General features: G+C 59.1%; 19 protein-coding genes. 12 read left to right on the top strand and 7 right to left on the bottom strand.

All coding sequences use genetic code 11. From position 1 onward, the window contains the following. Nucleotides 1–106: 106 nt before the first annotated feature. From GOW04_RS09780 to GOW04_RS09795, 4 genes are read right to left on the bottom strand one after another with little or no spacing between them, the layout of a single operon-like run. Nucleotides 107–1114 (bottom strand): glutamate cyclase domain-containing protein, encoded by a 1008-nt coding sequence (locus GOW04_RS09780; protein ID WP_171232396.1) that lies wholly within the window; start codon nucleotides 1112–1114, stop codon nucleotides 107–109. Beyond that, nucleotides 1111–2370 (bottom strand): aminotransferase class I/II-fold pyridoxal phosphate-dependent enzyme, encoded by a 1260-nt coding sequence (locus tag GOW04_RS09785; RefSeq protein WP_171232482.1) that lies wholly within the window; start codon nucleotides 2368–2370, stop codon nucleotides 1111–1113. Before GOW04_RS09785 ends, GOW04_RS09780 begins: the two co-directional genes overlap by 4 nt. A 2-nt stretch (nucleotides 2371–2372) precedes the next feature. Beyond that, entirely contained in the window at nucleotides 2373–3848 is a 1476-nt protein-coding gene (locus tag GOW04_RS09790; RefSeq protein ID WP_171232397.1) for an aldehyde dehydrogenase family protein, read from the bottom strand. Between the two features lie 12 nt (nucleotides 3849–3860). Further along, nucleotides 3861–4766 carry an NAD(P)-dependent oxidoreductase gene (locus tag GOW04_RS09795; protein ID WP_217356915.1) on the bottom strand — a complete coding sequence of 302 codons (906 nt, stop codon included), beginning with the start codon at nucleotides 4764–4766 and terminating at the stop codon, nucleotides 3861–3863. Between the two features lie 135 nt (nucleotides 4767–4901). Between GOW04_RS09795 and GOW04_RS09800 the strand changes: the two genes are divergently transcribed. Then, nucleotides 4902–6398, top strand: a complete 1497-nt coding sequence (locus tag GOW04_RS09800; RefSeq protein ID WP_171232398.1) for a trimethylamine methyltransferase family protein — start codon at nucleotides 4902–4904, stop codon at nucleotides 6396–6398. A 4-nt stretch (nucleotides 6399–6402) separates the two neighbouring features. Beyond that, nucleotides 6403–8829 carry an FAD-dependent oxidoreductase gene (locus tag GOW04_RS09805; protein ID WP_171232399.1) on the top strand — a complete coding sequence of 809 codons (2427 nt, stop codon included), beginning with the start codon at nucleotides 6403–6405 and terminating at the stop codon, nucleotides 8827–8829. A 203-nt stretch (nucleotides 8830–9032) separates the two neighbouring features. On the opposite strand, the gene GOW04_RS09810 is transcribed toward GOW04_RS09805, so the two are convergent. Both GOW04_RS09810 and GOW04_RS09815 read right to left on the bottom strand, forming a co-directional pair. Continuing rightward, nucleotides 9033–9689 carry an aminotransferase class III-fold pyridoxal phosphate-dependent enzyme gene (locus GOW04_RS09810; RefSeq protein ID WP_371814382.1) on the bottom strand — a complete coding sequence of 219 codons (657 nt, stop codon included), beginning with the start codon at nucleotides 9687–9689 and terminating at the stop codon, nucleotides 9033–9035. Nucleotides 9690–9943: 254 nt separating this feature from the next. Then, nucleotides 9944–10120: a hypothetical protein gene (locus GOW04_RS09815; RefSeq protein WP_171232401.1), complete on the bottom strand. Its 177-nt coding sequence runs from the start codon at nucleotides 10118–10120 to the stop codon at nucleotides 9944–9946. Between the two features lie 90 nt (nucleotides 10121–10210). Between GOW04_RS09815 and GOW04_RS09820 the strand changes: the two genes are divergently transcribed. Next, nucleotides 10211–11242, top strand: coding sequence for a LysR family transcriptional regulator (locus GOW04_RS09820; RefSeq protein ID WP_256368248.1), 1032 nt, complete (start codon nucleotides 10211–10213; stop codon nucleotides 11240–11242). Between the two features lie 284 nt (nucleotides 11243–11526). Here GOW04_RS09820 and GOW04_RS09825 read toward each other — a convergent pair whose 3' ends face one another. Further along, on the bottom strand, nucleotides 11527–13491 hold the full coding sequence (locus GOW04_RS09825; protein WP_171232402.1) for a CocE/NonD family hydrolase: 1965 nt from the start codon (nucleotides 13489–13491) through the stop codon (nucleotides 11527–11529). A gap of 166 nt (nucleotides 13492–13657) precedes the next feature. Between GOW04_RS09825 and GOW04_RS09830 the strand changes: the two genes are divergently transcribed. From GOW04_RS09830 to GOW04_RS09870, 9 genes are all read left to right on the top strand, one after another. After that, nucleotides 13658–14320, top strand: coding sequence for a helix-turn-helix domain-containing protein (locus GOW04_RS09830; RefSeq protein WP_171232403.1), 663 nt, complete (start codon nucleotides 13658–13660; stop codon nucleotides 14318–14320). Further along, the gene (locus GOW04_RS09835) at nucleotides 14317–16356 is read left to right on the top strand and encodes an NADH:flavin oxidoreductase (RefSeq protein ID WP_171232404.1); all 2040 of its coding nucleotides are present in this window, start codon (nucleotides 14317–14319) and stop codon (nucleotides 16354–16356) included. Before GOW04_RS09830 ends, GOW04_RS09835 begins: the two co-directional genes overlap by 4 nt. Nucleotides 16357–16464: 108 nt before the next feature. Next, a complete protein-coding gene (locus GOW04_RS22235; protein ID WP_171170118.1) occupies nucleotides 16465–17157 on the top strand; it encodes an XRE family transcriptional regulator in 693 nt (230 codons plus the stop codon). A gap of 93 nt (nucleotides 17158–17250) precedes the next feature. After that, complete coding sequence (locus GOW04_RS09845; RefSeq protein WP_171232405.1) at nucleotides 17251–18810, top strand: ABC transporter substrate-binding protein; 1560 nt, start codon at nucleotides 17251–17253, stop codon at nucleotides 18808–18810. Nucleotides 18811–18866: 56 nt separating this feature from the next. Then, entirely contained in the window at nucleotides 18867–19811 is a 945-nt protein-coding gene (locus GOW04_RS09850; RefSeq protein ID WP_171118247.1) for an ABC transporter permease, read from the top strand. Nucleotides 19812–19827: 16 nt separating this feature from the next. Beyond that, on the top strand, nucleotides 19828–20670 hold the full coding sequence (locus GOW04_RS09855) for an ABC transporter permease (RefSeq protein ID WP_171170116.1): 843 nt from the start codon (nucleotides 19828–19830) through the stop codon (nucleotides 20668–20670). Continuing rightward, on the top strand, nucleotides 20670–21656 hold the full coding sequence (locus GOW04_RS09860) for an ABC transporter ATP-binding protein (protein ID WP_171232406.1): 987 nt from the start codon (nucleotides 20670–20672) through the stop codon (nucleotides 21654–21656). Before GOW04_RS09855 ends, GOW04_RS09860 begins: the two co-directional genes overlap by 1 nt. Then, nucleotides 21653–22654, top strand: coding sequence for an ABC transporter ATP-binding protein (locus GOW04_RS09865; protein WP_171170114.1), 1002 nt, complete (start codon nucleotides 21653–21655; stop codon nucleotides 22652–22654). The genes GOW04_RS09860 and GOW04_RS09865 overlap by 4 nt, the downstream gene beginning before the upstream one ends. Beyond that, the gene (locus GOW04_RS09870) at nucleotides 22651–24669 is read left to right on the top strand and encodes a CocE/NonD family hydrolase (RefSeq protein WP_171232407.1); all 2019 of its coding nucleotides are present in this window, start codon (nucleotides 22651–22653) and stop codon (nucleotides 24667–24669) included. Before GOW04_RS09865 ends, GOW04_RS09870 begins: the two co-directional genes overlap by 4 nt. Nucleotides 24670–24691 lie beyond the last annotated feature (22 nt).

A 24691-nucleotide genomic window follows, 5' to 3' on the forward strand; every position in this document is an offset into this window, starting at 1 on the left:
CAAAGCTTTGCAACAGAGCCCCCGTCACAGGGCAATTTTTCGCATGAGCGATGGGGTCGCGGATATTGCGAAGGAGTGTTTCGGTGATCACGGTTGGGTCTTTCTGCTATGACGGCGCTTTGCGGGTAATGGCCTCGGCCATTTCCGCCAGTGCGATATGGGTGGTGTCCTTGATGCCGTCCACATGGGGGTCGATGATCCCATCGGCAGAATTGATCAGCCCGTTGGCGGTCATGACCTTCAACAGGCGGGCTTCCATCGCTGGGGTGTGGATCAGGCGGGCGTCGCCTGTGCGCATGGCCATGGCCGCGCAAATCGCCGTGCAGCCCCAATTCGAAACCGCAGCGGTCATCAGGATATCGGCGCCAGAGGTCGCGCCGATCCCACCGCCGCATGCGCAATCGCCGGGGGCAGCAAAAGGAACGGCGGTTTTCACGATATCGGCGACCAGCCCCATGCCGATCTCGTTGCCGCCATCACCCACAGCCAGCGTCGGGATACCTCGCGCCATGGCAGCATCGAACAGCATGTCGATGCGCGCCCGGCCTAAGCCGTAGTCGCGCCCACGCATGTTGTAATAAATGCCGTTTTCGTTGCGCCCCACGCGTTCGGTCGAGACCATGATATCGGGCTTGAGCTGATTCAGCATCTTGGCCGCCGCAACAGCGCCCTCGGCATCTGTCACCGGATACGGCAGCAAGGTTGCGCAGGCCATTGAGCCATCCGCACTGGCCTTGCGCGTCGTCTCAAGATCCACGATCGCGACGCCACAGGCCTGCAAGGTAGCAGCCATGGGCGGGATCAGCGTTTCCTCAATCACCAATACGCAGGTTGCTTTTCGGGCGAGCCAAAGCGCGCGAATGAGGGCCGCCGCCCCGGATGGGCCATCGTTTTCGCCCAAAGCCGGAGACAGCCACGCCCGCGACACGGAACCCGTGGTGACGATTGCCGTCCCGCTTTCGGGCATGGCAAGCAGCAAATCCGCCGCGGCGCCGCACAACGCTTGGCCCGCCAAGGCGCGCGAGGCGTCATAGAGCGGCTCGATCCCCCGGTTGCCGAGGTCGAGGTTCACCAGCCGGTCCAGCCTGTCATCATACTTTGCAAATTCGCTCATGACTCGTCTCCGAACAAAACCGCCGTGAACCACGCGTCATCGTCAAGCCTGTGCGACACTTCTTCTGTGGCCGCGTCCAGCGCCGACACCAAAGCGGCAACCCCACCCACAGCGGCCACAGCTCCGGCGGTCGGTTTCAGGCGCAGCGAAACCCTTCCGCCCGGCGCGCCATGTGTGTTCACGGTCAAAACGCCGTGCTCTTTCAGCAATAGCATACCAACGGCCGCTGTCGCCTCTGCCGGGACAATGTCGGTCTTGTCGCGTCCTGCCAGTGACAGCACCCGCGCTAACACGTCCTCTTCATCCAGCATCGGCCCCAGATCAGACCGCTGCACAACCTCTGCACCCCAGGCCCCGGCCAGCGCTTCTGCAATGGACGCGCCGTCGCTTGCCTCGATTCGCAAATCTTCCGGGTCAAAGGCCTGCAGACTGCGCATTGCGCCGGCCGCTATGGGTGCGCGTGCCTCCTGGCCCAGTTCCGACGCCTTGGCAAGCGTGGCCAGTACCGGCGTGGACGCCCCACAAAGGATGCCCGCGCGCGGGCCGCACAGGCCCGCCTTATCCGCATTCGTGATGGCTATGTCCGCTCCCATGGAAAGGCTCAGTGCTCCACCATGCAGCACTGGGCGCAGACGCGCGCCATAAGCTTCGTCCATGAACACGGTGGCGCCCGCGGCCCGCCCCTCAGCTATGGCGCGGCTCGTCTCAGCGTCCGGCAATCGCGCCAACGTGCTTGTGACAGTCGTGATCACCACCAATGCGGGCGCGTGCGTGGTTATCGCTGGCCCTGGGTCCGCCGATCCTTCGATTTCCACAAGCTCAACGCCCGCCAGCCGACATCCGCGCTCAACCGATGCGTGGCTGCGGTCCTTATCGGGCACTACGGAGACCACGGGTCGCCCATCGCATAGCGCCAATATGGCCGCCACAATACCTGCACTTGTGCGGTTGGTGACAGCGACCGTATCCCCGCCCCCAAAATGCGCGATGGCAGCCTGGGTCAGTTCCGCTGAAAACAGGCCCGGTCCCACCCATTCTTCGCAATAGGTCGACAGATCATCCGGTTTCAGCGGAAAGTAACGCGGGTTACCTGTAAAAATCCCAATTCCGTCAGCCCCGCGCGTTTCCAAGACCTCTGCCGCAACCGCTTGCGCATGGCGCAGCCGGCGGATTTCGGCTGCGCTGGAGGACAAATATCGCCCCCGCGCATAGCCGACCGAAGCGTCAATCGTGTTCCCGAACCGGTCTGTTTCCATGCCTACAGCGCCACGGTCACGCACTTACGATAGGTATAGGCCTCAAGCGCGCCTTCGATAGAATATTCGCTGCCCATTCCGGATTGCTTAATCCCGCCGTAAGACATGCCGGGGATTTGCCCGCCACCCTGATTGACCTGCACCCAGCCGGCCTCAAGCGCGCGGGTCATGCGGATGACGGTGCTCATGTCGTAGCTGAAAATGAACGCCGCCAGCCCGTAATGCGTGTCGTTGGCCTGCGCGATCATATCGGCCTCATCCTCCCACGGGATTGCGACCAGGACAGGGCCAAACACTTCTTCGCGGGCAATCCGCCAAGAATTGTCTAGCCCCGTCAGGATTGTGGGGATCGGATGAAACCCATTGTCTGTTGCCTTTGGCGTTTCGCCTGTCAGGAATGTGGCGCCTTGCTCTTCGGCCTCAGCGACATAGGCACAAATCTCAGAGTAGCGTTCTTCATTCACCACGGCCCCGATGTCGCTGTCTTCATCCAGCGCATCGCCGATTTTCATCGCAGCAGCCTTTTCTGCGACCAAAGGCATCAGGTCATCCCAGACAGATTTATGCACAAACAGGCGAGATCCGGCTGTGCAGCTTTGCCCCTGACGTGCAAATCGCATGGCATTGACCACACCTTGCGCCGTGGCGTCGATACGCTCTGGTGCGCAAGCGTCGGGAAAGATGATGCAGGGGCTTTTGCCCCCCAGTTCAAGCGTTACATTGGCCACCCGATCCGCCACGGAATGAGCCACCAGTTTGCCCACTTCGGACGATCCGGTGAACGACACTTTCGCGATACCGGGATGATTGACCAGCGCCGCGCCGGCCTCTTCCCCAAGCCCGGTGACCACGTTGAAGACACCTGGTGGAAAGATGTCGGCAGCCAGCTCAACCAGCCTCAGAACGGCGAGTGGCGCATCTTCGGCAGGCTTCAGGACGATGCAATTGCCCGTGGCCAGCGCCATGGAAATCTTCACCGCGCCGAGTTGCAAGGGCGAGTTCCATGGGATGATCGAGCCGACAACGCCCAATGGCTCGCGCGTGGAATACGACATGAGCCCGGGGCCAAAGGGAAGCGTTTCGCCCTTTTGCTCACCCGCAACACCGCCATAATACTTGAGCACACCAGCCGCGCCCATCGCTTCGCCCCGTGATTGTGTGCGGACCGCATTGCCACTTTCGGCGGCCAGAACGCGGGCGACCTCTTCGGCATGTGTGGTCAGGCGGTTGCCCAGTTCGGTCAGCATTGCGCCGCGTTCCGCGGCAGGTCGCGCGGCCCAGTCCCGGCGCGCCCGTTCAGCGGCGGCAACGGCAAGGCTTATTTCTACTTTGGTCCCCCGGCCAACCTCGCAGATCGTTTCGCGCCGCGAGGGGTTTTCAACTGCCAGCATCTCTCCGCTTGCGGGCCAATGCCATTGCCCGTCTATGAAGGACCCGGCCAACCCGTCTGTGGGCAAGGTGTAATCCAGAATTGCCATATGTTATTCCTTCTAGTGCTCGGGCAACGCCCGAAGCGTGGTGTAAAAGGCCGAAAAGTCGCGGTCGCCGCGCGTTTCGGCAAATATTGTAAAGGCTTTGGCCGCCTCGGCCCCAAAAGGCGTGGGCTGTCCGCTCGACTCTGCCGCCGCCTGAGCAAGTTGCAAATCCTTTGCCATCAGGCGCACGGCAAAGCCGGGGTCAAAGTTGTTGGACGATGGGGCGCCGGGAACCACACCGGGTATCGGGCAGCGATTTTCAAGCGTCCAGCTTTGCGCCGCGGCCCCCGCGCACAACGCATAGAATTTGTCGAGATCGAGGTCCAAGGCATCGGCAAGCGCAAATCCTTCCATCACCGCCATCGCGGTAATACCGCAGATCATGTTGTGACTGGCCTTCGCGGCCTGCCCCGTTCCGGGTCCACCGAAATGGGTAATTTTGGAGCCCATTGCCAGCAGGATTGGTTGCGCCCGTTCGACGTTCGCCGCGTCTCCGCCGACCATGAAGCTAAGTGTTCCGGCCTCGGCCCCAGCAGGGCCGCCGGAAACGGGCGCGTCTAGCATTGCCAACCCATGAGACATCGCCTCAAAGGCGAGCGCATGCGCCGTGTTCACATCAATGGTCGAACAATCGATCACCAGCGCGCCAGGTTTGGCAGCCGCTCGGATCAGTGTCTCATGAACGCGCGCGACGTGATCGGCTTCTGGCAGCATGGTGATAATGACCTCTGCCGCTGCGATGGTATCCGACGACGGCGCGATCGCGCCGACAAACGCTTCACGCATTTCGGGGCTGATATCCATGCCCGTTACGTCATGGCCTGCGTCCCGCAGAACTTGCGCCATCGGACGGCCCATCGTGCCCAAGCCAATAAACGCAATCCTCGCCATGTTCACCCCGCCGAAGTCGTAGAACGTCAAATGCTGGTCCGTAGTATTGCGCAGGAAAAGCCGACGTTTGCATGAAAGATTCTGGTCTGAGTGCGCGAATTTTCGAATTGCCATTGCGAGAGTTTGCGCAATCCTTGCGTAGATTATTCTTCCAAGGACCGCCCGATGGCCCGCAGAACCCGCTCAAAAACCAACCGTCGCGCGCCCCGCATCACTCCGCCTCCACAGGGTGGGCGGTTTGCGCCACTGGATGCTGCTGCGGTAGATCGGATCGTGCAGGCCGCGTTTGATATCCTTGCGCAGACCGGGATCGCAGAATGCCCCGATGCCATCGCAGCGCAATTCGTCAATGCCGGGGCAACCAGACGTTCGGATGGGCGGGTCTGCTTTTCGCAATCGATGGTGGAAACCGCCATTGCGCGGGCGGCGAGGCGCGTAAATCTACCAGGGTTTGTGGAGGATATGGGCCTGACCGTTGGCGGCGGCCATGTGCATATCGGAACAGGCGGAGCGGCGACAGAGGTTCTGGACAGCGCCACCGGCGAGTTTCGCGGTGCCCAGCTGTACGATCTCTACGATCTTATGCAGTTGGTGGGACGATTGCCGAACATCCACTACGGTTTGCGCCCGGTGATTGCACGGGACATGGACCAGCCCTTGCTGCTGGACCTCAACACCGGGTTTGCCTGTCTCAGGGCCTGCCCCAAACCCATCGGGATCAGCTTTAACAGCGCCGCGCATCTGGATCCGGTTATCGCCATGTTCGATATGGCCCTGGGCCACGAGGGCGCCTTTCGAGCGCAACCCTTCTGTTTCGGCGTGATCGTGCATGCGGTCTCGCCGCTGCGCTTTGCGCCCGAAGGGTTAGAGATTATGCAACGGGCCATGGCCCACAGAATGCCGCTGCAGATCTGCACCGCGGCGCAGGCGGGGGCAACCAGCCCTGTCACTTTGGCGGGCGCGCTGGCGCAGGGTCTTGCGGAAACGCTGGCTGGGTTGATGGTCGTCGACGCCCTCGAGCCGGGGTATCCCTGCATCTTTGCGTTCATGCCATTCATTTCCGATTTGCGCACCGGTGCAATGACAGGTGGATCAGGCGAAGCTGCCGTCGCCGCCGCTGCCGCCACGCAACTGCTTTTGCATCTAGGCTTGCCGTCAACCGCTTCTGCGGGAATGACCGATGCCAAAACCCCCGATGCGCAGGCGGGGTATGAAAAAGGGTACACGGTGGCTCTTGCAGCGCAAGCCGGGGCAGACATGATCAACCTGTCTGTTGGCATGCTCGGGTCCATCATGGCCGCCTCGCGCGAGGCATTGGTGATCGACGATGACATGTGTGGCGCGATCCTACGGTCGGTTCGCGGGGTCGAGTTGACCGAAACCGCGATCGACCTCAGCCGAATCGAAGCCGTGGCGACCGGCGACGGCCACTACCTGGGCGAGGCGCAGACACTGGAACTCATGAAATCCGAATACACTTATCCGAGCCTCGGCAACCGGCAGAGCATTTCGGATTGGAAAGATGCCGGGTCGCGCACGATCTGGGATGTCGCTGTTGATCGCAGCGCCGAGATGTTGCGCGAGCCACCAACCCATTTGCCCAAGGACCGGGAGGCCGCGATACGCGCCGCTTTCGATATCCGATTGCCCGAAGGAAAATAGCCCCATGAAAGACACTGCCCGCGTTGTTGTGATTGGCGGGGGGGCCGTTGGCACCTCAATCCTGTATCATCTCGCTTTGGCCGGCGTAACTGATACGCTTCTACTTGAGCGCAACGAACTGACCTCCGGCTCGACCTGGCACGCAGCGGGCAACATCCCGACCTACGCGACTTCATGGCTGGGAATGCGGGCAGGAAACTACGGCTGGTCAACCTATAAAGATCTGGCCGAAAAGGTGGACAGCGCGATCACCTATCGTCATACCTCGGCGTTCTGGCCTGCCCATACGCCGGAACGAATGGACCTGTTCCGCCATCTTTGCGGAATTTCGGAAAGCGCAGGCTTCGATCTGCAGATGCTGAGCCCGTCCGAGATGGACAAGATGCACCCGTTCTGGCACCCGGACGAATCCGTTCTGGGCGGTATTCTGGACCCTTACGAAGGTGACATTGACCCCAGCCAGCTAACGCAAGCGCTGGCCAAGGGCGCGCGGGATCTGGGCGCGCAGGTGGAACGGTTTGCGCCCGTGAAAGCCATTGACCGCACGGCATCAGGGGAATGGCTGGTCACTTGTGCGAAAGGCACAGTGAAGGCAGAGATGGTCATCAACGCAGGTGGCTTTTACGGCCGCAAAATCTCCGAGATGGCAGGATTGCCTGCCCCGGTGGTCACGCTCGAGCACCAGTATCTTGTGACCGAACCGCTCAAAGCGTTGGAGGATCATGCCGATCTTTTCCCACTGGTGCGTGACCCCGATATCCGCTTCTATCTGCGCCGCGAACGCAACGCTTTCCTTGTTGGTTCCTACGCCCATGATGGTCGCCCCGCGTGGGAGGAGGACGGCCCGCCGGATGACTTTGCGCATCAGCTTTTCCCTGACAGTGTTGAGGATATTCTGGATGTGCTGGAGGCGACGATGGTCCATGTGCCGCTACTTGGCGAAGCGGGCGCGCAGCGGTTTGTCAACGGCCCCATCGCCTATGCCCCAGATGCCCTGCCGCTGGTCGGTCCGGCGGCGGGTGCGCCGAATTTCTATCAAGCGACTGGCGTGCAGGTTGGCATCACCCATTCGGCCGCTATCGGCAAAGCGATGGCCGAATGGATCACCGAAGGCGAAACAGAATGGGACCTCAGTGCGTGGGATCCGCGCCGCTTTGGCGATTGGACCACGCAGGACTATGCCCATTCCCGTGCCTCACAACACTATGATCTACAATATGCCATTCCATTTCCGCATCGGAACATGCAGCGTGGCCGCCCGGTGCTTTGTACCCCGCTTTATGAACGCCTGAAGGATCAGGGCGCCGTCATGGGTCAGATCGCCGGGTGGGAGCGCGCCTTCTGGTTCGAAACCGATGCGATCAAGGACAATGGCGATGCCGACCTGTCCTTCCACCACGAACCCTGGCAGGACGCTGTCGCGCAAGAATGCAAAACCGTGGCAAGAAGCGTCGGCGTCATGGATCACGGCGGTTTCACCAAATACGATCTGCGCGGCCCCGGCGCTGAGGCGTTCCTATCCAGCGTCCTGTGCGGCGGTGTTCCGAAACCGGGACGCGTCCGGCTCAGCTATATGCTGACCCCCAAGGGGCACATCTGGTCAGAAGCCACCGTTGCGCGACTGGCGAGTGACAGGTTCCTTCTATGTGGCCCGACCCTGGCCGATCTGCGAGACTTCGACTGGCTGAACACCCACCTACCAGCAGAGGGCGTCACACTAAGCCGCGGCTACAAACACGATGCCGCTTTGATGGTCATGGGCCCCAAATCGCGAGAGGTGCTTGCCCCGCTGACCGATGCAGACCTCTCTGCCGCTGCTGCCCCGTGGCTGTCAGTGGCCGAGATCACGCTGGCCGGCTTTCCTGTCACCGCGATGCGCGTATCATACGTCGGTGAGCTGGGTTGGGAGTTGCATCTGGCCTCCGAGCACCTTGTGGCGGTCTACGACACGATCATGACGCGCGTGAACGAGGTTGGCGGCTGCCAGTTCGGCTCCTACGCGCTGAATGCGATGCGGATCGAAAAAGGTTATCACGGGTGGGGTTCGGATTTCGGAACGGAATATACGCTTTACGATGCGGGTCTGGACCGGTTTGCCAATATGAAAAAGGGGGAGTTCATCGGACGCGATGCGGTCGAGCGGCAGTCTGGCGAGGAGGCCAACTGGGAATGGATCGGGCTGGAAATCAGTGACGACAGCCCCGAACCGCTTGCCTCTGATCCGATCCTGAAGGATGGCGAATGGATCGGGTACGTGACCTCAGCCAGCCAAGGCTATCGCACCGGAACACATTGTGTTCTGGCTTATATCAAGCGCGGATCACTGGGTATGGGGGCCGATTGCACGGTGCGTGTGCTTGGCCAGCCCCGCAACGCTCGGCGGCATAATCCCCATGTCTATGACCCGGACAATCTGAAAATGAAGGCCTGAACGACTAAAGGCGTCTGTATGAATAGGCACCTTTTTCTTTTGTCTGAAACTCAATTGGGCCGATGCGACGAAATTGCTGATTTCTTACCGTATTGGCCGCGTTCTGGATGAGCCCCAGGCGCGCCCTTTCACCTCGGCCCGGACATCGTCCAAGGCGGCTTTCAGGATCGCAGTTGCCTCGTCGATCTAATCTTCGTTGATAATCAACGGCGGCAAAAAACTAATCCGATCGGGCGGGACGGACCGTAAGTGCAGCCCCGCGTGTGGGCGCGATCCTGCACCATTGTCCCCACCTTCAGCGCCGGATCCCACAGCGCACGCGTTCCTTTGCCCTGCACCAGTTGAATACCGCAAAACAGACCGATCCCGCGCACATGACCGATCAGATCTATGTCGCCATAGATTTTCAGCGCCTCCAATGCGACGGCGGCACCGACAAGGTGACCAGCATAGGTGAACCCGTGGCCCAACACGCCGGATGCGTCTGAGGTCAGCATCAGATCGTCAAAGAAATCCTGCCGGAACATGATCGCCGATATCGGGAAAAACGCAGCGGTCAGCGCCTTGGCGCAGGTGGTGCTATCAGGCGTAAGATCGAAGGCCTCTACGCCCCAGTAATGCCCGGTGCGGCCAAAGCCGCAAACGGTCTCGTCCACATGGAAATGAATGTCATACTTCCGGATCATGGTCTGCATCGCATGCCAATTTCCCTTTGGCGGGCGGATCGCGCCGCCGCCGGATTGCATCGGCTCAGCAAAGAAACGCGGCGATTGTGTCTGGTCCCGCCTCCAGCACTGTGGCTTCGAACTCAGCCGCCATTCGGGCAGAGAATTCCTCCTCGGTTTCACTGGCCTCGGCATTTAAATAGTAGTTCGACGTCGACAGCTTGAGAAAATCATGTATCGGCAGACCAAAGCCCGCATGAATGTGAGGCTGGCCGGACAGAGCACCGCTGCTTTCGACGTTAGTGTGCGCGCTAAATCCGCGGCTCTTGGATGGGACCTCCCGTAAAATGTCGGCGCGAAAGGCAATTCCTGCATCTGATCCATGGCCGCCCGCGCCAGCCGGTCGTCATGATTACCCAATGACACGCATCCCAACCCGAAAAAGCCGTCTATGATACTTTGCCCATCATCCGTTTCAATCCGAACCCGTGGCCGCGCGTCACCATCGCGGTGGGGCCATCTCGCTGGTGCAGGCGGGCGTTCGTCTGTCCATACACATGGAACTGACGGTCCCAAGCGCGGGGTGAATCGACGTCTGCGAGCTTGTCCATATGGATCTTGATCATCTGTGCCGGGCGTATTCTTGGCGAAAAATTATTGAGCAACACTCGCGTTAATCGTAGGTTTTCATGAACAACTTTCATGCAGAGATCAGTATGGAAAATCCCCGACTAGACATCCGCCACCTGCAGATGATCCGCGCCATTGGGAAAACCGGTCGCGTCGTTGACGCGGCCGATGAGTTGGGCCTGACACCGTCAGCGCTGTCCCACAGAATCCGCGAAGCAGAACGCAGGCTGGGTGTGCCCCTGTTTGAACGCATGCACAAACGTTTGCGAATGACGGCTGCCGCCGAGTATCTTGCCCGATTCAGCGACAAGTTTCTGAGCGAGATGTATGTGATCGAAGATGAAGTGCGTCGGATGAATGCGGGCATTGATCACGTCGTGCGCATCGCGGTGGAAAACTACAGCGCCTATCACTGGTTCCCCGCGTTTCTGCAAATGTTTCGCGCTAAACACCCAGCGATCGATATTCAGATAATGGCTGGTTACCGTCGTGACATGGTCACATCGCTTCTGGACCGTCAGATTGACTTGGCCATCGTCGCCGGAGAGTCGAGCCATGCAGCGACGCGGTCGTTGCATCTCTTTCAGGATCCTCTTGTATTCGTGTGCGCGCCAGAACACCCACTGGCCGGGGCTGCATCGGTATCTGCGCGTGATATCGAAGGGCAACGGTTTATCACATTCACCAAGATCCCCGAGCCTGATCAAGAATTTGCAAGACTGTTTCGTGCAGAACGTCGCTATCCCAACTGGACTGCAGCCGTCGAGTTGCCCGAAGCCATTGTCGAATTGGTTGCTGCAAACCAAGGTACAAGCATTCTGGCGCAATGGGCCGTCTCGCCACATGTGGCGTCCAAGCGTATCCTGGCAATACCGCTTGGCCCCGATCCGGTGCTCATGAATTGGAGTTGCAAGTTCCGCACAGACGAGCCTGAAGATGGGCCGGTGCTCCGCGTCGCGCATGCGCTTAAGGACTGGCAAATCGCTGGAAGGGCGTCTCGCCCCGCTACTGTGTCTTCGACAAGGATCAGCGCGTCACCCATGCCGCAACCACCGAGAACAAGCGCCTCTGTTCCGTCCCGGAGTTCGTCGAAGAAGAACAGGACAAAGCGGCACTAAGAGATGTGCCATCAAACAACGCTCAGGATACAAGCCAAACGGCCGTCGCAATGACGGTTGAATCTCATTGGCTGATCGTAAGCGCATCAACGACCGCAAAGGCAGCTGGGGCTACGATTTATGAAGCCTCTGCGCTGTCAGGCTTTGCTACCGTCGCGCACTATGGTGACATTTGTACTTCGCAGAACCAACGACATTTCTACTTGATTGCAACCAGTGCCGAAACATTGAAAACCTGCAATACAGCTAACACTGGTTGGAGGAAACCACTTGCGCTGCAGTGATTAGGATTTACGCCAGTGCCGTGTCATGAAGATTTCTTTGTTCCATGTAACAATCAGTTCAGCATCCACCGTCGTATGCCCGAGCGATGAACACGCGGTCAAAGCAACTGAAACCTCGGCGGTTCCGTCAGGCCGTTCAAAAATCATTTTGTGATCAACGTTTGTCTCTTGCTCGACGACATCAGAGGTCTTCAATCTATGCACCATGCCTGTTTCGTAGCTAAAAACAGTACCCATCTGAGGGAATGCAGTCTTCACCAGTGGTTGGTGCCAGCCCATCTCGATACAGTTGTCACGGGTTTTATTCCAGCGTGTCAGCCTGTCAGCAGCAGAAGTGAAATGCGATTTCTCTTCTGGCAAATCTTCTGCAGGCGGAAGAGGTTCGCTTAAGTCGGAAGGCTTATTGGCCATCAAAGGAAGAACAAGTTCTCCATCATCCAGACTCAAGTCACCTTTCGGTGCCGCCGCGTGAATGAGCGGCCAGTAAGACGAAGAGAACGCTAGTCGGATGCGATGTCCTTTGCGGATGCGGTAGGCGGTTGAATGAAAACGGATGTCTGCGTTAAATGCATCGGTTTTTGCCGAGGGCGAAATGCGATCCAGGTTCTCGTCCAGCGACAGATTCCTGACGCCATAGGTTATACGTGCCGACACGCCGTCAGAATTTACATCACTGAGTCTTGCGATAATCTGATTTGGTTTGTCTTTCGTTTCTCCATGTAACCTCAAAACGACCGACCCATAGATTATCAGATCCTCTGTAAGAGGCGCTGTTTCGAAAACCAAAGAACGGGAATCATCAAAGTTTTGATCAAGGGGTAAACCGCCGGTTCGGCCAAAATACCCTGTATCCCCTGCGCTTTGCCCCACCGTCGGATCTGCTGGAACGATCCACCGCTCGTGGTTGGTATTGGGTTTTAGTGAAGACAGGGAAAGTTCCTGAACTTTTGTTTCTTGGATCGTTGGGCCACTTTCTATCCATTTTCCTGCGGCCATAGATAAAAAATCCTTCGGATCAACGTATTCGCGTAACCAAACCCGAAGCCGCGGCCAGTTTGGCGTTTGCGACGTGTCTGACTTCAGCCAGTGATCCCACCAATCCAGAGCCAGTTTCTGAAACCCGACGGCGGGTTCGGGCGACCCTTGATCTGGATAGTGGTGACCCCAAGGGCCAACCACCCCCCAAACCTGGGTCGGTCGCGCATCAACCAGAGACATTACCGAATTGGAATAGCGATCGCTCCACCCTCCGATAGCCAGAACCGGGACAGAAAGTGCATCTGCTTGATGAATGACAGAACCGTGTCGCCAGTATTGCCCCCTACCATCCTCGCGCAGCCAGTTTTCCAATGGAAACGTAAGGTTCTCAATTCTCTCTTTCCACAGCGCTTTCCAATCTGTCCCGACATTTGCCGTTGGAGGCGAGGCCAGAATAGCCGGAAGCGTCGCACCCCATTCGAAAGTATCCGACAAAACGCAACCACCCATATAGTGGATGTCATCCTCAAAACGGTCATGGGTGGCGCAAACGGCGATCGCCGCCTTCAGTGCATCGGGTGCATTCACACTGGCCTGCAACGATGCCGTACCGCCCCAGGACGTGCCGAACATTCCCACACGGCCATTGCACCAAGGTTGCGCAGCCAGCCACTTGATCACTTGTCGCGCATCGTCCAGTTCAGCCTGCGCATACATATCCGGCATGTGCCCTTCGCTGTCGCCCGAGCCCCGCATGTCAACCCGAATGCAGGCGTAACCGTGGGCTGCAAAGTAGGGGTGGTTCCTTTCATCTCGCGCGCGCACCATGTCGGTTTTGCGGTACGGGATGTATTCCAAAATGGCAGGAACAGGCATCTGTGTTACCGGGCGCCACAGACGGCCTGCCAAACGTACGCCATCAGGCATTTCGATCCATAGATGGTCTGTCTCTGACACTTTGAAGGGATGATCGGTTTGATCGGTCATTTTGATCCGCCGCGTGGAATCCATGTCTGCCTCACTTCTGCAAATCCAGATCGAACATGCAATAGTTTCGTGCTATTCGTCCAAAAATAGAATTTGACTTTAAAATTCTAGTCTGCTTTCAATTTGGATAGAGTTTAACCACTCCACTCATTTTTCGGAGACCCGCATGTCATCTGACAAAGTTGTCGCCTTGCCATCCGCTATTTCTTCGCTGGGCAGCGAGGTTCGGCAATTACGCAAAGCCCGTCAGCTTACGCTGAAGCAACTGAGCGAAGAAGCGGGCATCTCCCTCAGCCACGTGTCGGCGATTGAGCGCGGGGTATCCAAGCCTTCTGTTGACGTATTGCAAACTATCGCCAGCGCACTCAGCGTCACGCCAGATTGGTTCTTTGCCCGCCGCGCTGGGGCGGGTCCAATGGAACAGGCTTTTGTTGTGCGCGCCCAGAACCGTCGAGCCCTGAATACCCTGTACGGTCAGGACGTGGCAGAGCTGGGCTATACCGATCATCTGCTGTCCAGCTCGATCGGAGGACAATTCTATATGGGCATGGCGGTCTACGCACCACATTCAGAACGCCCGGACGACCCTTTGCAAAAACACGAAGGCGAAGAGCACGGGCTGGTTTTGGAAGGCGAGCTGGAGGTGCAGATCGGGGATGAGTTCATCACCCTGCGCGCCGGGGACAGCTACAGCTTTGACGCACGCATCCCGCACCATGCCCGCAACCGCACCGATCAGGTCTGTCGGTTGATCTGGGCCGTCTCACCTGTCGTCATTCCCAAGGATGTCGTCGCAACGCAGCCTTCTAACCGGGAAACGTCCTCATGAGCAGCGACGCCCTGTTGCAACCCTATCAACTGAAGCACCTGACCCTGAAAAACAGGATCATGACCACCAGTCATGAACCCGCCTATCCCGAAGACGGAATGCCTAAGGAACGCTATCGCGCCTATCACGAAATGCGCGCGAAAGCCGGCGTTGCGATGACGATGACCGCTGGCTCTGCCACCGTCAGCCGTGACAGCCCCCCGGTGTTCAACAACATCCTCGCCTACAAAGATGAGGTCGTGCGCTGGATGGGTGAATTGACGGATGCCTGCCACGCCCATGGCTGCGCCGTGATGATCCAGCTGACCCACCTGGGTCGGCGTACCGGTTGGAACAAAGGTGACTGGTTGCCGTCAGTTTCTCCATCGCACTACCGGGAACCCGCGCATCGGGCCTTTCCGAAGAAGATGGAAGACTTCGACATCGAGCGGATCGTGACCGACTATGCCGATGCGGCCGAACGCATGCAGGCCGCCGGTTTGGACGGGATCGAGTTGCAGGCCTACGGGCATCTGCTGGACCAATTCTGGTCGCCGCTGACCAACACGATGGACGCTCCGTTCGGAGGTGATCTCGACAACCGGCTGCGCTTTGGCTTCATGGTACTGGATGCGATCCGCGATCGTGTAAGACCCGAGTTCATTGTCGGCGTTCGCTATACTGCCGATGAGGTTGAAAAGGGCGGCATCACCGAGGAAGAAGGGCTCGAGATCGCGCGCAGGCTGCGCGACAGCGGTCAGGTGGATTTTCTGAATGTCATTCGCGGGCGCATTCACACCGACCCTGCCATGACGGACGTGATCCCTGTGCAGGGCATGAAAAGCGCGCCGCATCTGGATTTCGCCGGGCGGGTGCGGGCCGAAACGGGCATGCCGACCTTCCATGCTTCGCGCATCCCTGACGTAGCGACGGCGAGACATGCGGTGTCCTCGGGGCTTTTGGATATGGTGGGGATGACCCGCGCGCACATGGCCGACCCGATGATCGTTTCCAAGGTTCAAGCCGGACAGGAAGATGACATCCGGCCCTGCGTCGGCGCGACCTATTGTTTGGATCGAATTTATCAAGCGGGCGAAGCGCTGTGTATCCACAACCCTGCCACCGGGCGTGAACTGACCATGCCGCATGTAATACCTGCGGCGGACACGCGCCGCCGGGCAGTCATCGTGGGCGCAGGCCCCGGGGGGTTGGAGGCCGCGCGCGTCGCCGCAGAACGCGGGCACGATGTCACCGTTCTGGAAGCCGCCCCCGAACCTGGTGGGCAGGTGCGCCTTACAGCACAATCCAAGCGCCGGGCCGAGATGATCGGGATCATCGACTGGCGCATGGCGCAATGTGCTGCGCGGGACGTTCAGTTTCAGTTCAACACATATGCCGAAGCCAGTGACGTGACCGCGCTGTCACCGGATATCGTCGTGATTGCGACCGGGGGCCTGCCGAATACAACGATCCTCGATTCGGGCAATGAGCTGGCGGTATCCGCCTGGGATATCCTATCCGGCGACGTGCAGCCGGGCGAAAACGTGCTGATCTATGACGATGCAGGAGATCACCCGGCCCTGATGGCCGCCGAGGTCATCGCCGCCTCCGGCGCACGGGTCGAAATCATGACCCGTGACCGCAGCTTCGCGCCCGAGGTTATGGCAATGAATCTGGTGCCCTATATGCGGTCCCTACAGAAAACCGGAGCCGTGTTCACTGTCACCCGAACCCTGCAAGCGATCGAAAAATCAGGCAATCAGCTGCAAGCCCATATCGGCACCGACTATTCTGATCTGGTCGAAAAAAAGGAATATGATCAAGTGGTTGTCAATCAAGGCACGCAACCTTTGGACGATCTCTATTTTGATCTTAAACCTCTGTCGCGCAATCGCGGAGCGGTGAATCAGGGTGCGCTTGTCTCCGGCACAGGCGACCTGTTTCCGCAACCCAATCCCAGCGCCAGATTTGACCTGTATCGCATCGGTGACGCCGTATCGGCACGCAACATTCACGCAGCAATCTACGACGCCCTGCGTATAGGCATCCAATGGTAGCAAGCGCAGGGAGGCAGCGCCAATACAGGAATTTTGAATAATTTTTCTTGCGGAGAAGAAAAACCAGCGTAGGATTTCCGACATACCCAGCGAGCGTAGGGAGGATTCGTGAGCCAGGGCAAATCGAAAAAACAAACCCGCACCGCCAGCGAAGAGGGTCTTGCAGCCTTCGGTGCCGAGGTGCGCCAGCTGCGCAAAGCGCGCCAGATGACCCTGGCCGAGCTTGCGACCAGCAGCGGTGTTTCGATCAGCCATCTCAGCGCGATCGAGCGCGGAACCGTCAGCGCGTCTCTCAACAAGATCTCGCGCATTGCCGATGCTCTTGGCGTCCCTGAGGAATGGTTTTTCAACCACCGCCCCGGTTCTGGCCCGTTGGAGCGCGCCTATGTCGTGCGCCAGTCCAACCGACGGAACCTGAACATGCTGTATGACGAACCGGCCGAGCAATCGGGTTATGCCGATCAGTTACTGTCCAGCTCCATCGGTGGTGGGTTTTGTATGGGCGTCTCGGACTACCGCCCCTATTCCGAACAGGTCGTAGACCAATATTTCTCGCGCGATGGCGAGATGCACGGGGTCATTCTGGACGGTGAGCTGGAACTGGTGCTCGAGGACGAAACCGTAACCTTGCGCACCGGTGACAGTTTCAGCTTTCCCGGCGACATTCTTCACGTCCTGCGCAACGTATCCAATCAACCTGCGCGCATGATCTGGGTGAACTCACCTGTGATCATTCCAAGATTCTCAGCGCTCGGCGCTGATGAGCAACTGCCACAGTCACACAAGAAAAAGAACGGATAACGCCTGCTGGCACCTGAAGTCGCGGGCACGCCTGCCCGCAAGCAACCAAACCGGACAGATGCCCGGATACGAAGACAAACAGGGAGTAAGCAAATGAGTTCGATTTTCAAAGGGGACGTTTCCCGACGCTCCGTTCTGGCCGGTGCCGGTGCATTGGGCGCGGCCAGCCTCGCATTTCCCCATATGGCAGTTAGTGCCGATGGCTCAGTTCTGACCATCCGATCCTATAGCGATTTGCAAGTGCTGGACCCGGCCTTCTGGCTGGCTCTACCCGAGGCCGACATCATGCGGTCGATCTATGCCCCGCTGGTCTCGAACCAACAGGGCGATGAGTGGAACTGGCGCCCCGTTGCTGTTGAAAGCATCGAACAGCTGGACGACCTGACTATCGCCTTCAAACTGCGCGACAATATCGGTTTCACAGACGGCTTCGGTCAGATGACCGCCGATGACGTGAAGTTCTCGATCGAGCGTATCGCTGACCCAGCGAATGAAAGCCCCTATGCGGGTGACTGGAGCGCGCTGAAAGAGGTCGAAGTAAAAGACACCCTTTCGGGCTTGATTCATCTGAAAAACAAATTCGTGCCGCTGTGGACAACCACGCTGCCGACCCCCGCCTCCTGTATCGTTTCGCGCAAAGCGGTCGAAGAAATCGGCGGAAAGATCGGGTCAGAGCCTGTGGCGCAATCTGGCCAGTACATTCTGACTGAATGGGTTCCCAAGCAGAAAACCGTTCTGAAGCGCAACCCGGATTGGGCTTATGAACCTGGCGGGTATGAGGAAATCCACATCCTACCCATTGAGGACCCCTCGACAGCCGAGCTGGGTTTTGAAGCTGGTGATCTGGACTACACCTGGACTTCGGTATCCTCTCTGCCGCGGCTTAAGGAAAACCCGCCGGCGGGATCGGTTGTCGAGGAAAAACCCTCGCTGGCCTATGTATGGCTGGGCATGAATCAGGACAACGAAGCACTGAAAGACGTTCGCATCCGCCGTGCCATTCAGCACGCGATTGACCGGCAGACTGTGGTTGACGCGGCCTATTTCGGCGCAGCGGCCGTGGGCAACGGTATCATCGCCCCAGGCCTGCCGGGCAGCCGGGATAGCGTGACATACGACTACGACCCCGATAAAGCGCGCGAACTGCTGGCCGAAGCGGGTGCGGAAGGCATGACCGTCACGCTCGACATCCTGAACCAGTCCGAACGCCTGACGGCGGCTCAGGTCATACAGGCCAATCTGGCCGATGTGGGGATCACCTGCGAGATCAAGCAGAATGACAGTGGGACGTTCTGGACGCTTGGTTCCAAGGACGGCGACTATTTCATGGATCTTCAGTTGGTACTCAGCCGGTTTTCGATGAACCCTGACCCAAGCTGGGCGACGGTCTGGTTCACGCCGGAACAGGTTGGCGTTTGGAACTGGGAACGGTTCAACAACGCGGAATACAAGGCGCTGCACGAAGAAGGTCTGGTCGAAAGCGATCCGGCCAAGCGCGATGAGATCTACAAGAAGATGCAAGGTCTTATGGATGAAAGTGGCTGCTATGTCTTCCTGACGCACGAAGTGGTCGGCCTGATCCACAAGGATACGGTAAATCCGGGCCTGAAGCCGAATGGCGAGCCGCTGCTGCCGCTGTTCAAACGCGCCTGATCCACGCAAACGGGCGGCGTATGGCCGCCGCCCGCACGGCCTTTTGGGGGGCGCGTATGCTGAGCTATTTTTTCAAACGGCTTGGGCTGGCTGCCGCGATCGTTTCGGTCGCCATGTTCCTGCTGTTTTGTATGATCTACCTGATCCCCGGCGACCCGGCCTCGGTTGCGCTGGGGCCCAGGGCAACCGAGGAAATGCGCGCCGCCCTGCGCGAAAAAATGGGGCTGAACCAGCCGGTTCTGGTTCAGTTCTGGAATTTTTACATCGGGGCCTGGACGGGTGATTTAGGGGATGAGGTTCTATCGGGTCGTCCCGTCACTACGGTCGTGTTCGAACAACTGCCCTATACGCTGGCCTTGATCGTCGGCGGCATCACGTGGTCGGTTGCGCTTGGTATTCCGCTGGGTTGCTGGGCGGCGGTCAGCCGCGGCAGCTGGGCCGACCGGATCGTTGGCATCCTGTCCGTTGCAGTGATTGCCGTGCCCTCGTTCGTGATCGCGATTTATGCGCTGCTGATCTTTGCCGTTGAATTGCGTTGGCTACCTGCCATTGGCGCAGGCGAACCCGGAAATCTCGGCGATCAACTCACGCACCTGGTCCTGCCTTCGCTGGCGGTTGGTCTGGGCTGGGTCGGCTATATTGCCCGCATGGTGCGCGCTTCGATGCTCGAAGTGCTTGAGGCCAGCCATATCCGCACCGCCCGCGCCTTTGGCCTGCCGGATCGAACGATCACCTACCGCTATGCCCTGTCGATTGCGATCCTGCCCACGGTCACGTTGCTGGGCGTGGGCATCGGTCAGATGTTGTCCTCGGCTGTCTTTGCCGAGATCGTCTTTGCCCGCCCCGGCGTTGGCAAGCTGGTCTATGACGCCATCCTGACCCGCAACTTCCCCATTGTGACAGGAACCGTTCTGATCACGACAGTCCTGTTCGTTCTGCTCAATCTGTTGGCAGACCTCATCATCGGAGCTTTGGATCCCCGTGTCAGAAGCAGTTTCTAACCCCGCCCCCGGGCGCATGGCCGAGCTGTGGCGCCCGATCCGCAAAATCCTGCGTGAACCGCTGGGCGCGCTGGGACTATTCCTTGTGCTGTTTGTCATCTTTGGCGCCGTGTTTGCCGATTTTCTCACCAGCTGGGACCCGACGAAAATCAACCCGCGTGACCGGTTCCAAGGTCCGAGCGCGCAGCATCTGATGGGCACAGATCAACTGGGCCGAGACCTGTTTGCCCGGGTGCTGCATGGCGGACGGATTGCGCTTTTTGTGGCTTTGGTCTCGACTGCTGTGTCGCTGGTGATAGGCATCGTTCTGGGCTTGATCGCGGGCTATGGGCCGCGTTGGCTGGACAATCTGATGATCCTTTTGTTTGACGCAATGAAAAGCTTTCCGACCGTCATGCTGGCCCTTGCGCTGGTCACGCTGATGGGGCCATCGCTGACCGCCGTTATGGTCGTCGTTGTTCTGGTCACCGTGCCCGGTTACGCGCGGATCATTCGCACTCAGACTATCGCGTTGAAGACGTCAGAATATGTCACGGCGGCGCAAAGCATGGGCGCTTCTTCGGCGCGTATCCTGCGGGTGCACATTCTGCCGAACGTCATCGGTCCGCTGGTTATCCTCGCATCGATGGACATCCCAGTCGTCATCGGCATCGAAGCAGGGATGAGTTTTCTGGGCCTTGGAGTGCGCCCCCCGACCCCAAGCTGGGGCTCGATCCTGAATGACGGTTTCACCAATATCCGCGATACTGCCTGGATCGCGATTGCTGGCGGCGTGCCGATCATCATCACAACGCTGGGCTTTACCTTTTTGGGCGAGACGCTGCGGGACGTATTCGATCCGCGGCTGAAAGGACGCTGATGACCACGCTGCGCATAGAAAATCTGAACGTCAGCTTCTCGACCGAGGCCGGGCCGCTGCACGCGTTGAAAAACGTCAGCTTCGATGTGCCCGAAAACCGGATTGTCGGTATCGTGGGCGAATCTGGCTGTGGGAAATCCACCCTGATCAACGCCATTCTTGGATTGCTGGCCGACAATGGCAGCATCGACAGCGGATCGATCCTGTTTGAGGGGCAGGATGAGCTGACCACCCTGCCCCCGTCGCGCATGCGGGACCTGCGTGGCCCGCGCATCGCAACCGTGTTTCAGGACCCGATGGGCGCGCTGAACCCTGTGATCTCGGTCGGCAAACAGATGCTGAACATTCAGTATCGCTCGCCCCTTTCAAAGGACGAAAAGCTAAGCCGCGCGGTCGAGATGCTGGAATTGGTGCGCATCCCCGATGCCCGTGCGGCGCTGGTGCGGTATCCGCACCAGTTCTCGGGAGGGATGAAGCAACGCATCGCCATCGCCATGGCCTTGATGATGGAGCCCGCTCTGCTGATCGCGGACGAACCCACAACGGCGCTGGATGCGACGCTTGAGGTTACGACAATCGAACTTCTCAAGGACCTTCAGCAAAAGATCGGCTGTTCAGTCATGTTCATCTCGCACCATCTGGGTGTCATCGCCGAGCTTTGTGACGATGTTGTGGTGATGTACGCCGGGGAAGTGGTCGAGCGCGGTACCGTCCGTCAGATATTCCAGGATCCACGCCACCCCTACACAGCGCGGCTGCTGGAATGCGACCCTGCGCGGCAAAGCGAGCGCACCCGGCACCTGCCGACGATCCCCGGAGAAATTCCCGATCTGCGCGCGCGGCCCGCGGGCTGCATCTTTGCCAACCGCTGTGACCGGGTAAGCGACGCTTGTTCGGCCCCGCCACCTGACAAGGACATCGGGGAAGGCCATGTCGCCCGCTGCTTTGTCGCGGACACACCAGCAGAAACCGGAGTGTCAGCATGAGCAGCGATCCGATTCTCAAGGTCGAAGATGTTCAGGTCTCGTTTCCGGTCGGCGGACTGGGACGCCGCAGCGCGATCCTGGGTGTGGCTGGGGTGAGTTTTGAGGTCAACCGCGGCGAGACTTTTGCCCTGGTCGGCGAAAGCGGTTCTGGCAAAACAACGCTTGCGCGGGCCGTGAACGGTTTGCAGGAGATTAGCGCCGGCGCCATCACTTTTGAGGACCAGCGCATCGACGAATTGGACCGAAAGGCGATGAAGCCCGTTCGCAAACGCATGTCGATGATGTTTCAGGACCCGGTAGGCTCCCTCTCGCCCCGCATGACCGTCGGCGATCTGGTGACCGAACCTTTCCGAATTCACGGTATAGAAGGGCGCAATCTGCGGGATGAAGCTGACCGCCTGCTGACACTAGTAGGCTTGCCGACCAGCTTCGCGTCGCGTTTCCCGCATCAGCTGTCGGGTGGACAGGCCCGGCGTGTCGGCGTCGCGCGCGCCATTGCGCTGGACCCGGCGCTGATCATCGCGGATGAACCCACTGCGGGCCTGGATGTGTCGGTGCAGGGCGAAGTTTTGAACCTGCTGAATGATCTGCGCGAACGGCTAGGTCTGGCGATGGTGATCATCACCCATAACCTGCATGTGGTGCATCATGTGGCGGACAGAACCGCAGTCATGTATCTGGGCCGCTTTGTCGAGGCAGGAGACACCGAACAGGTGTTCAGTGCGCCTCAACACCCCTATACAGCGGCGCTTCTGTCAGCCAACCCCGAGCCCGACCCGGACAAGACACATGACCGGATCACGCTGCCGGCCGAAGTCCCCTCGTTGCTGGCCCGCCCATCGGGATGCGAGTTCCACACCCGCTGCCCATGGGCGCAATCGCGTTGCAGTGTGGATGCGCCGGAGCGGCAGGTTGCAAACGGGCGCGCTGTCGCCTGTCATTTCCCTTTGGAACCCGGCGCCCGCCCGCCGGAACTAGCAGAAAAGGCAGCGTCATGAACGATATCGAGGTCATTGAAACCGTTTGGATTCCAATGCCTGACGGAACCAAGCTTGCTGCCCGGCTCTGGCTGCCCGAAACAGCCAGAACTTCACCGATGCCCTGTATCCTTGAATATATCCCCTACCGGCGTCGGGATCGCACGCGTATGCGCGATGAAAGCATGCACCCGCATTTCGCAGCCGCCGGGTACGCCTCAATCCGCGTAGACATAAGAGGGTATGGCGACAGTGAAGGCGTGTCCGAGGATGAGTATTCCCACCAGGAAATCCAGGACGGCCATGACATTGTCCAATGGATAGCCGATCAGGACTGGTGCGACGGAAATGTCGGCATGTTCGGCAAAAGTTGGGGGGCGTATAACGCGTTCCAAGTTGCGGCGACCCGGCCCCCGGCCCTTAAGGCAATCGCTCCGGTGATGGGCACGGATGACCGATGGCGCGAGGATATTCACTTCTACGGCGGCTGTTTGGCCAATGACAATTTCTGGTGGGGCTCAATCATGCAGCTCTACAACGCTATGCCGCCGGACCCCGAAATTGTCGGAGCTGATCGCTGGCTCGACATGTGGCGCGAACGTTTGGAAGGCGCTGAATTCTGGCCCGCCATGTGGCTGGAGCACCAAACCCACGACGAGATGTGGCGACGTGGTTCGATCTGCGAGAATTACTCGGACCTACAGGTACCGGTCTACTTCTTTGGCGGCTGGATGGATCTGTATCGGGACACGCCCTTCCGCATTGCAGAACACCTCGGCGGACCAGTCAAAATCCTGATGGGACCTTGGGCGCATCTTTACCCCCATGAAGGGGTGCCCGGCCCCAAGGCCGATTTTGTCGGCGAGTTAATCCGTTTCTGGGATCATTGGCTGAAAGGGATCGACACGGGGTTAATGGATGAACCCCCATTGCGGTTTTTCTTGCAGGACAGCGCGGCGCCTTCGGGGACCCATCTGCAACGCCCGGGGCGCTGGGTGGAAGAACCGTCTTGGCCGTCGCCCAATATCGCCGAGCAAACGTTCTGGCTGAATGACCAAACTCTGGGCGAAACGGCACAGTCAGGGACTGCGATGTCCATCTGCTCGCCACAGAGCTTCGGTGCCGCTGCGGGCGATATGTGCTCTTTCGCCATTCCCGGCGATATGGCAGAGGATTGCCGGATCGACGCTGGGGGGGCATTACAGTTCAAGGGGTCACCCCTGACCGAACCGCTGGACTTATTGGGTCAGCCCAGCGTTGACCTGACGGTGTCGGCGGATCAGACGCAAGCCTATGTCGCCGTGCTGCTGGTGGATGAGGCCCCGGACGGCGCGCAAACGCTGATCGCGCGGGGATTTTGCAATCTCAACCACCGCGACAGCGACACCCAACCTACGCTGATCACGCCCGGCGAAGACATGACCGTTACGGTTCCCTTGTACGGAACCGGCTATCATGTTCCCGAAGGCCACCGCATCACATTGCAAATCGCCTCAGCCTATTGGCCTGTTCTGTGGCCTGCGCCGCAGCCGGTGACACTCATGATCAAGTCCGGCATGTCCCGGCTGACCCTGCCGATCAGAGTCCAGCCTGACGGCAGCGCCGAGCCGCGTCCGCTGCCGGAACCGGAGCCCCCAAACGCGGCCCCGCGAAAAACCCATGTTCGCAATGGCTCAATGGAACGCTCGGTCCACACTGATCTGACCAATGGCGAAGTGACCCACCGATTCTTTCTGGATGGCGGTGTGTTTGGTCCGGTCGGCGATTTCCGTCTTGACGACATCGGAACGGTGCTCAGCGATGTGTCCGACCGGCGCTACACGATCCACCCCGGCGATCCCTTGTCTGCCGTCGCCACAATGGAGCAAACGGCCGGTTTCGATCGGGACGACTGGTCCGCGAAAATCTGGACCTATTCCGAGCAACGGGCAACGGCAACCGAGTTTCACCTGACCTCACGCCTAAAAGCCTGGTCAGGTGATGAACTCATTTTCGAAGAAGAAAAGACGCACATCATTCCCCGCAACGGAATGTAGCGCATCCTTGCGGCCACAGGAG

This window comes from Ruegeria sp. HKCCA4812 (assembly GCF_013034245.1).
In the GTDB taxonomy this organism is placed as follows: Bacteria; Pseudomonadota; Alphaproteobacteria; order Rhodobacterales; family Rhodobacteraceae; genus Ruegeria.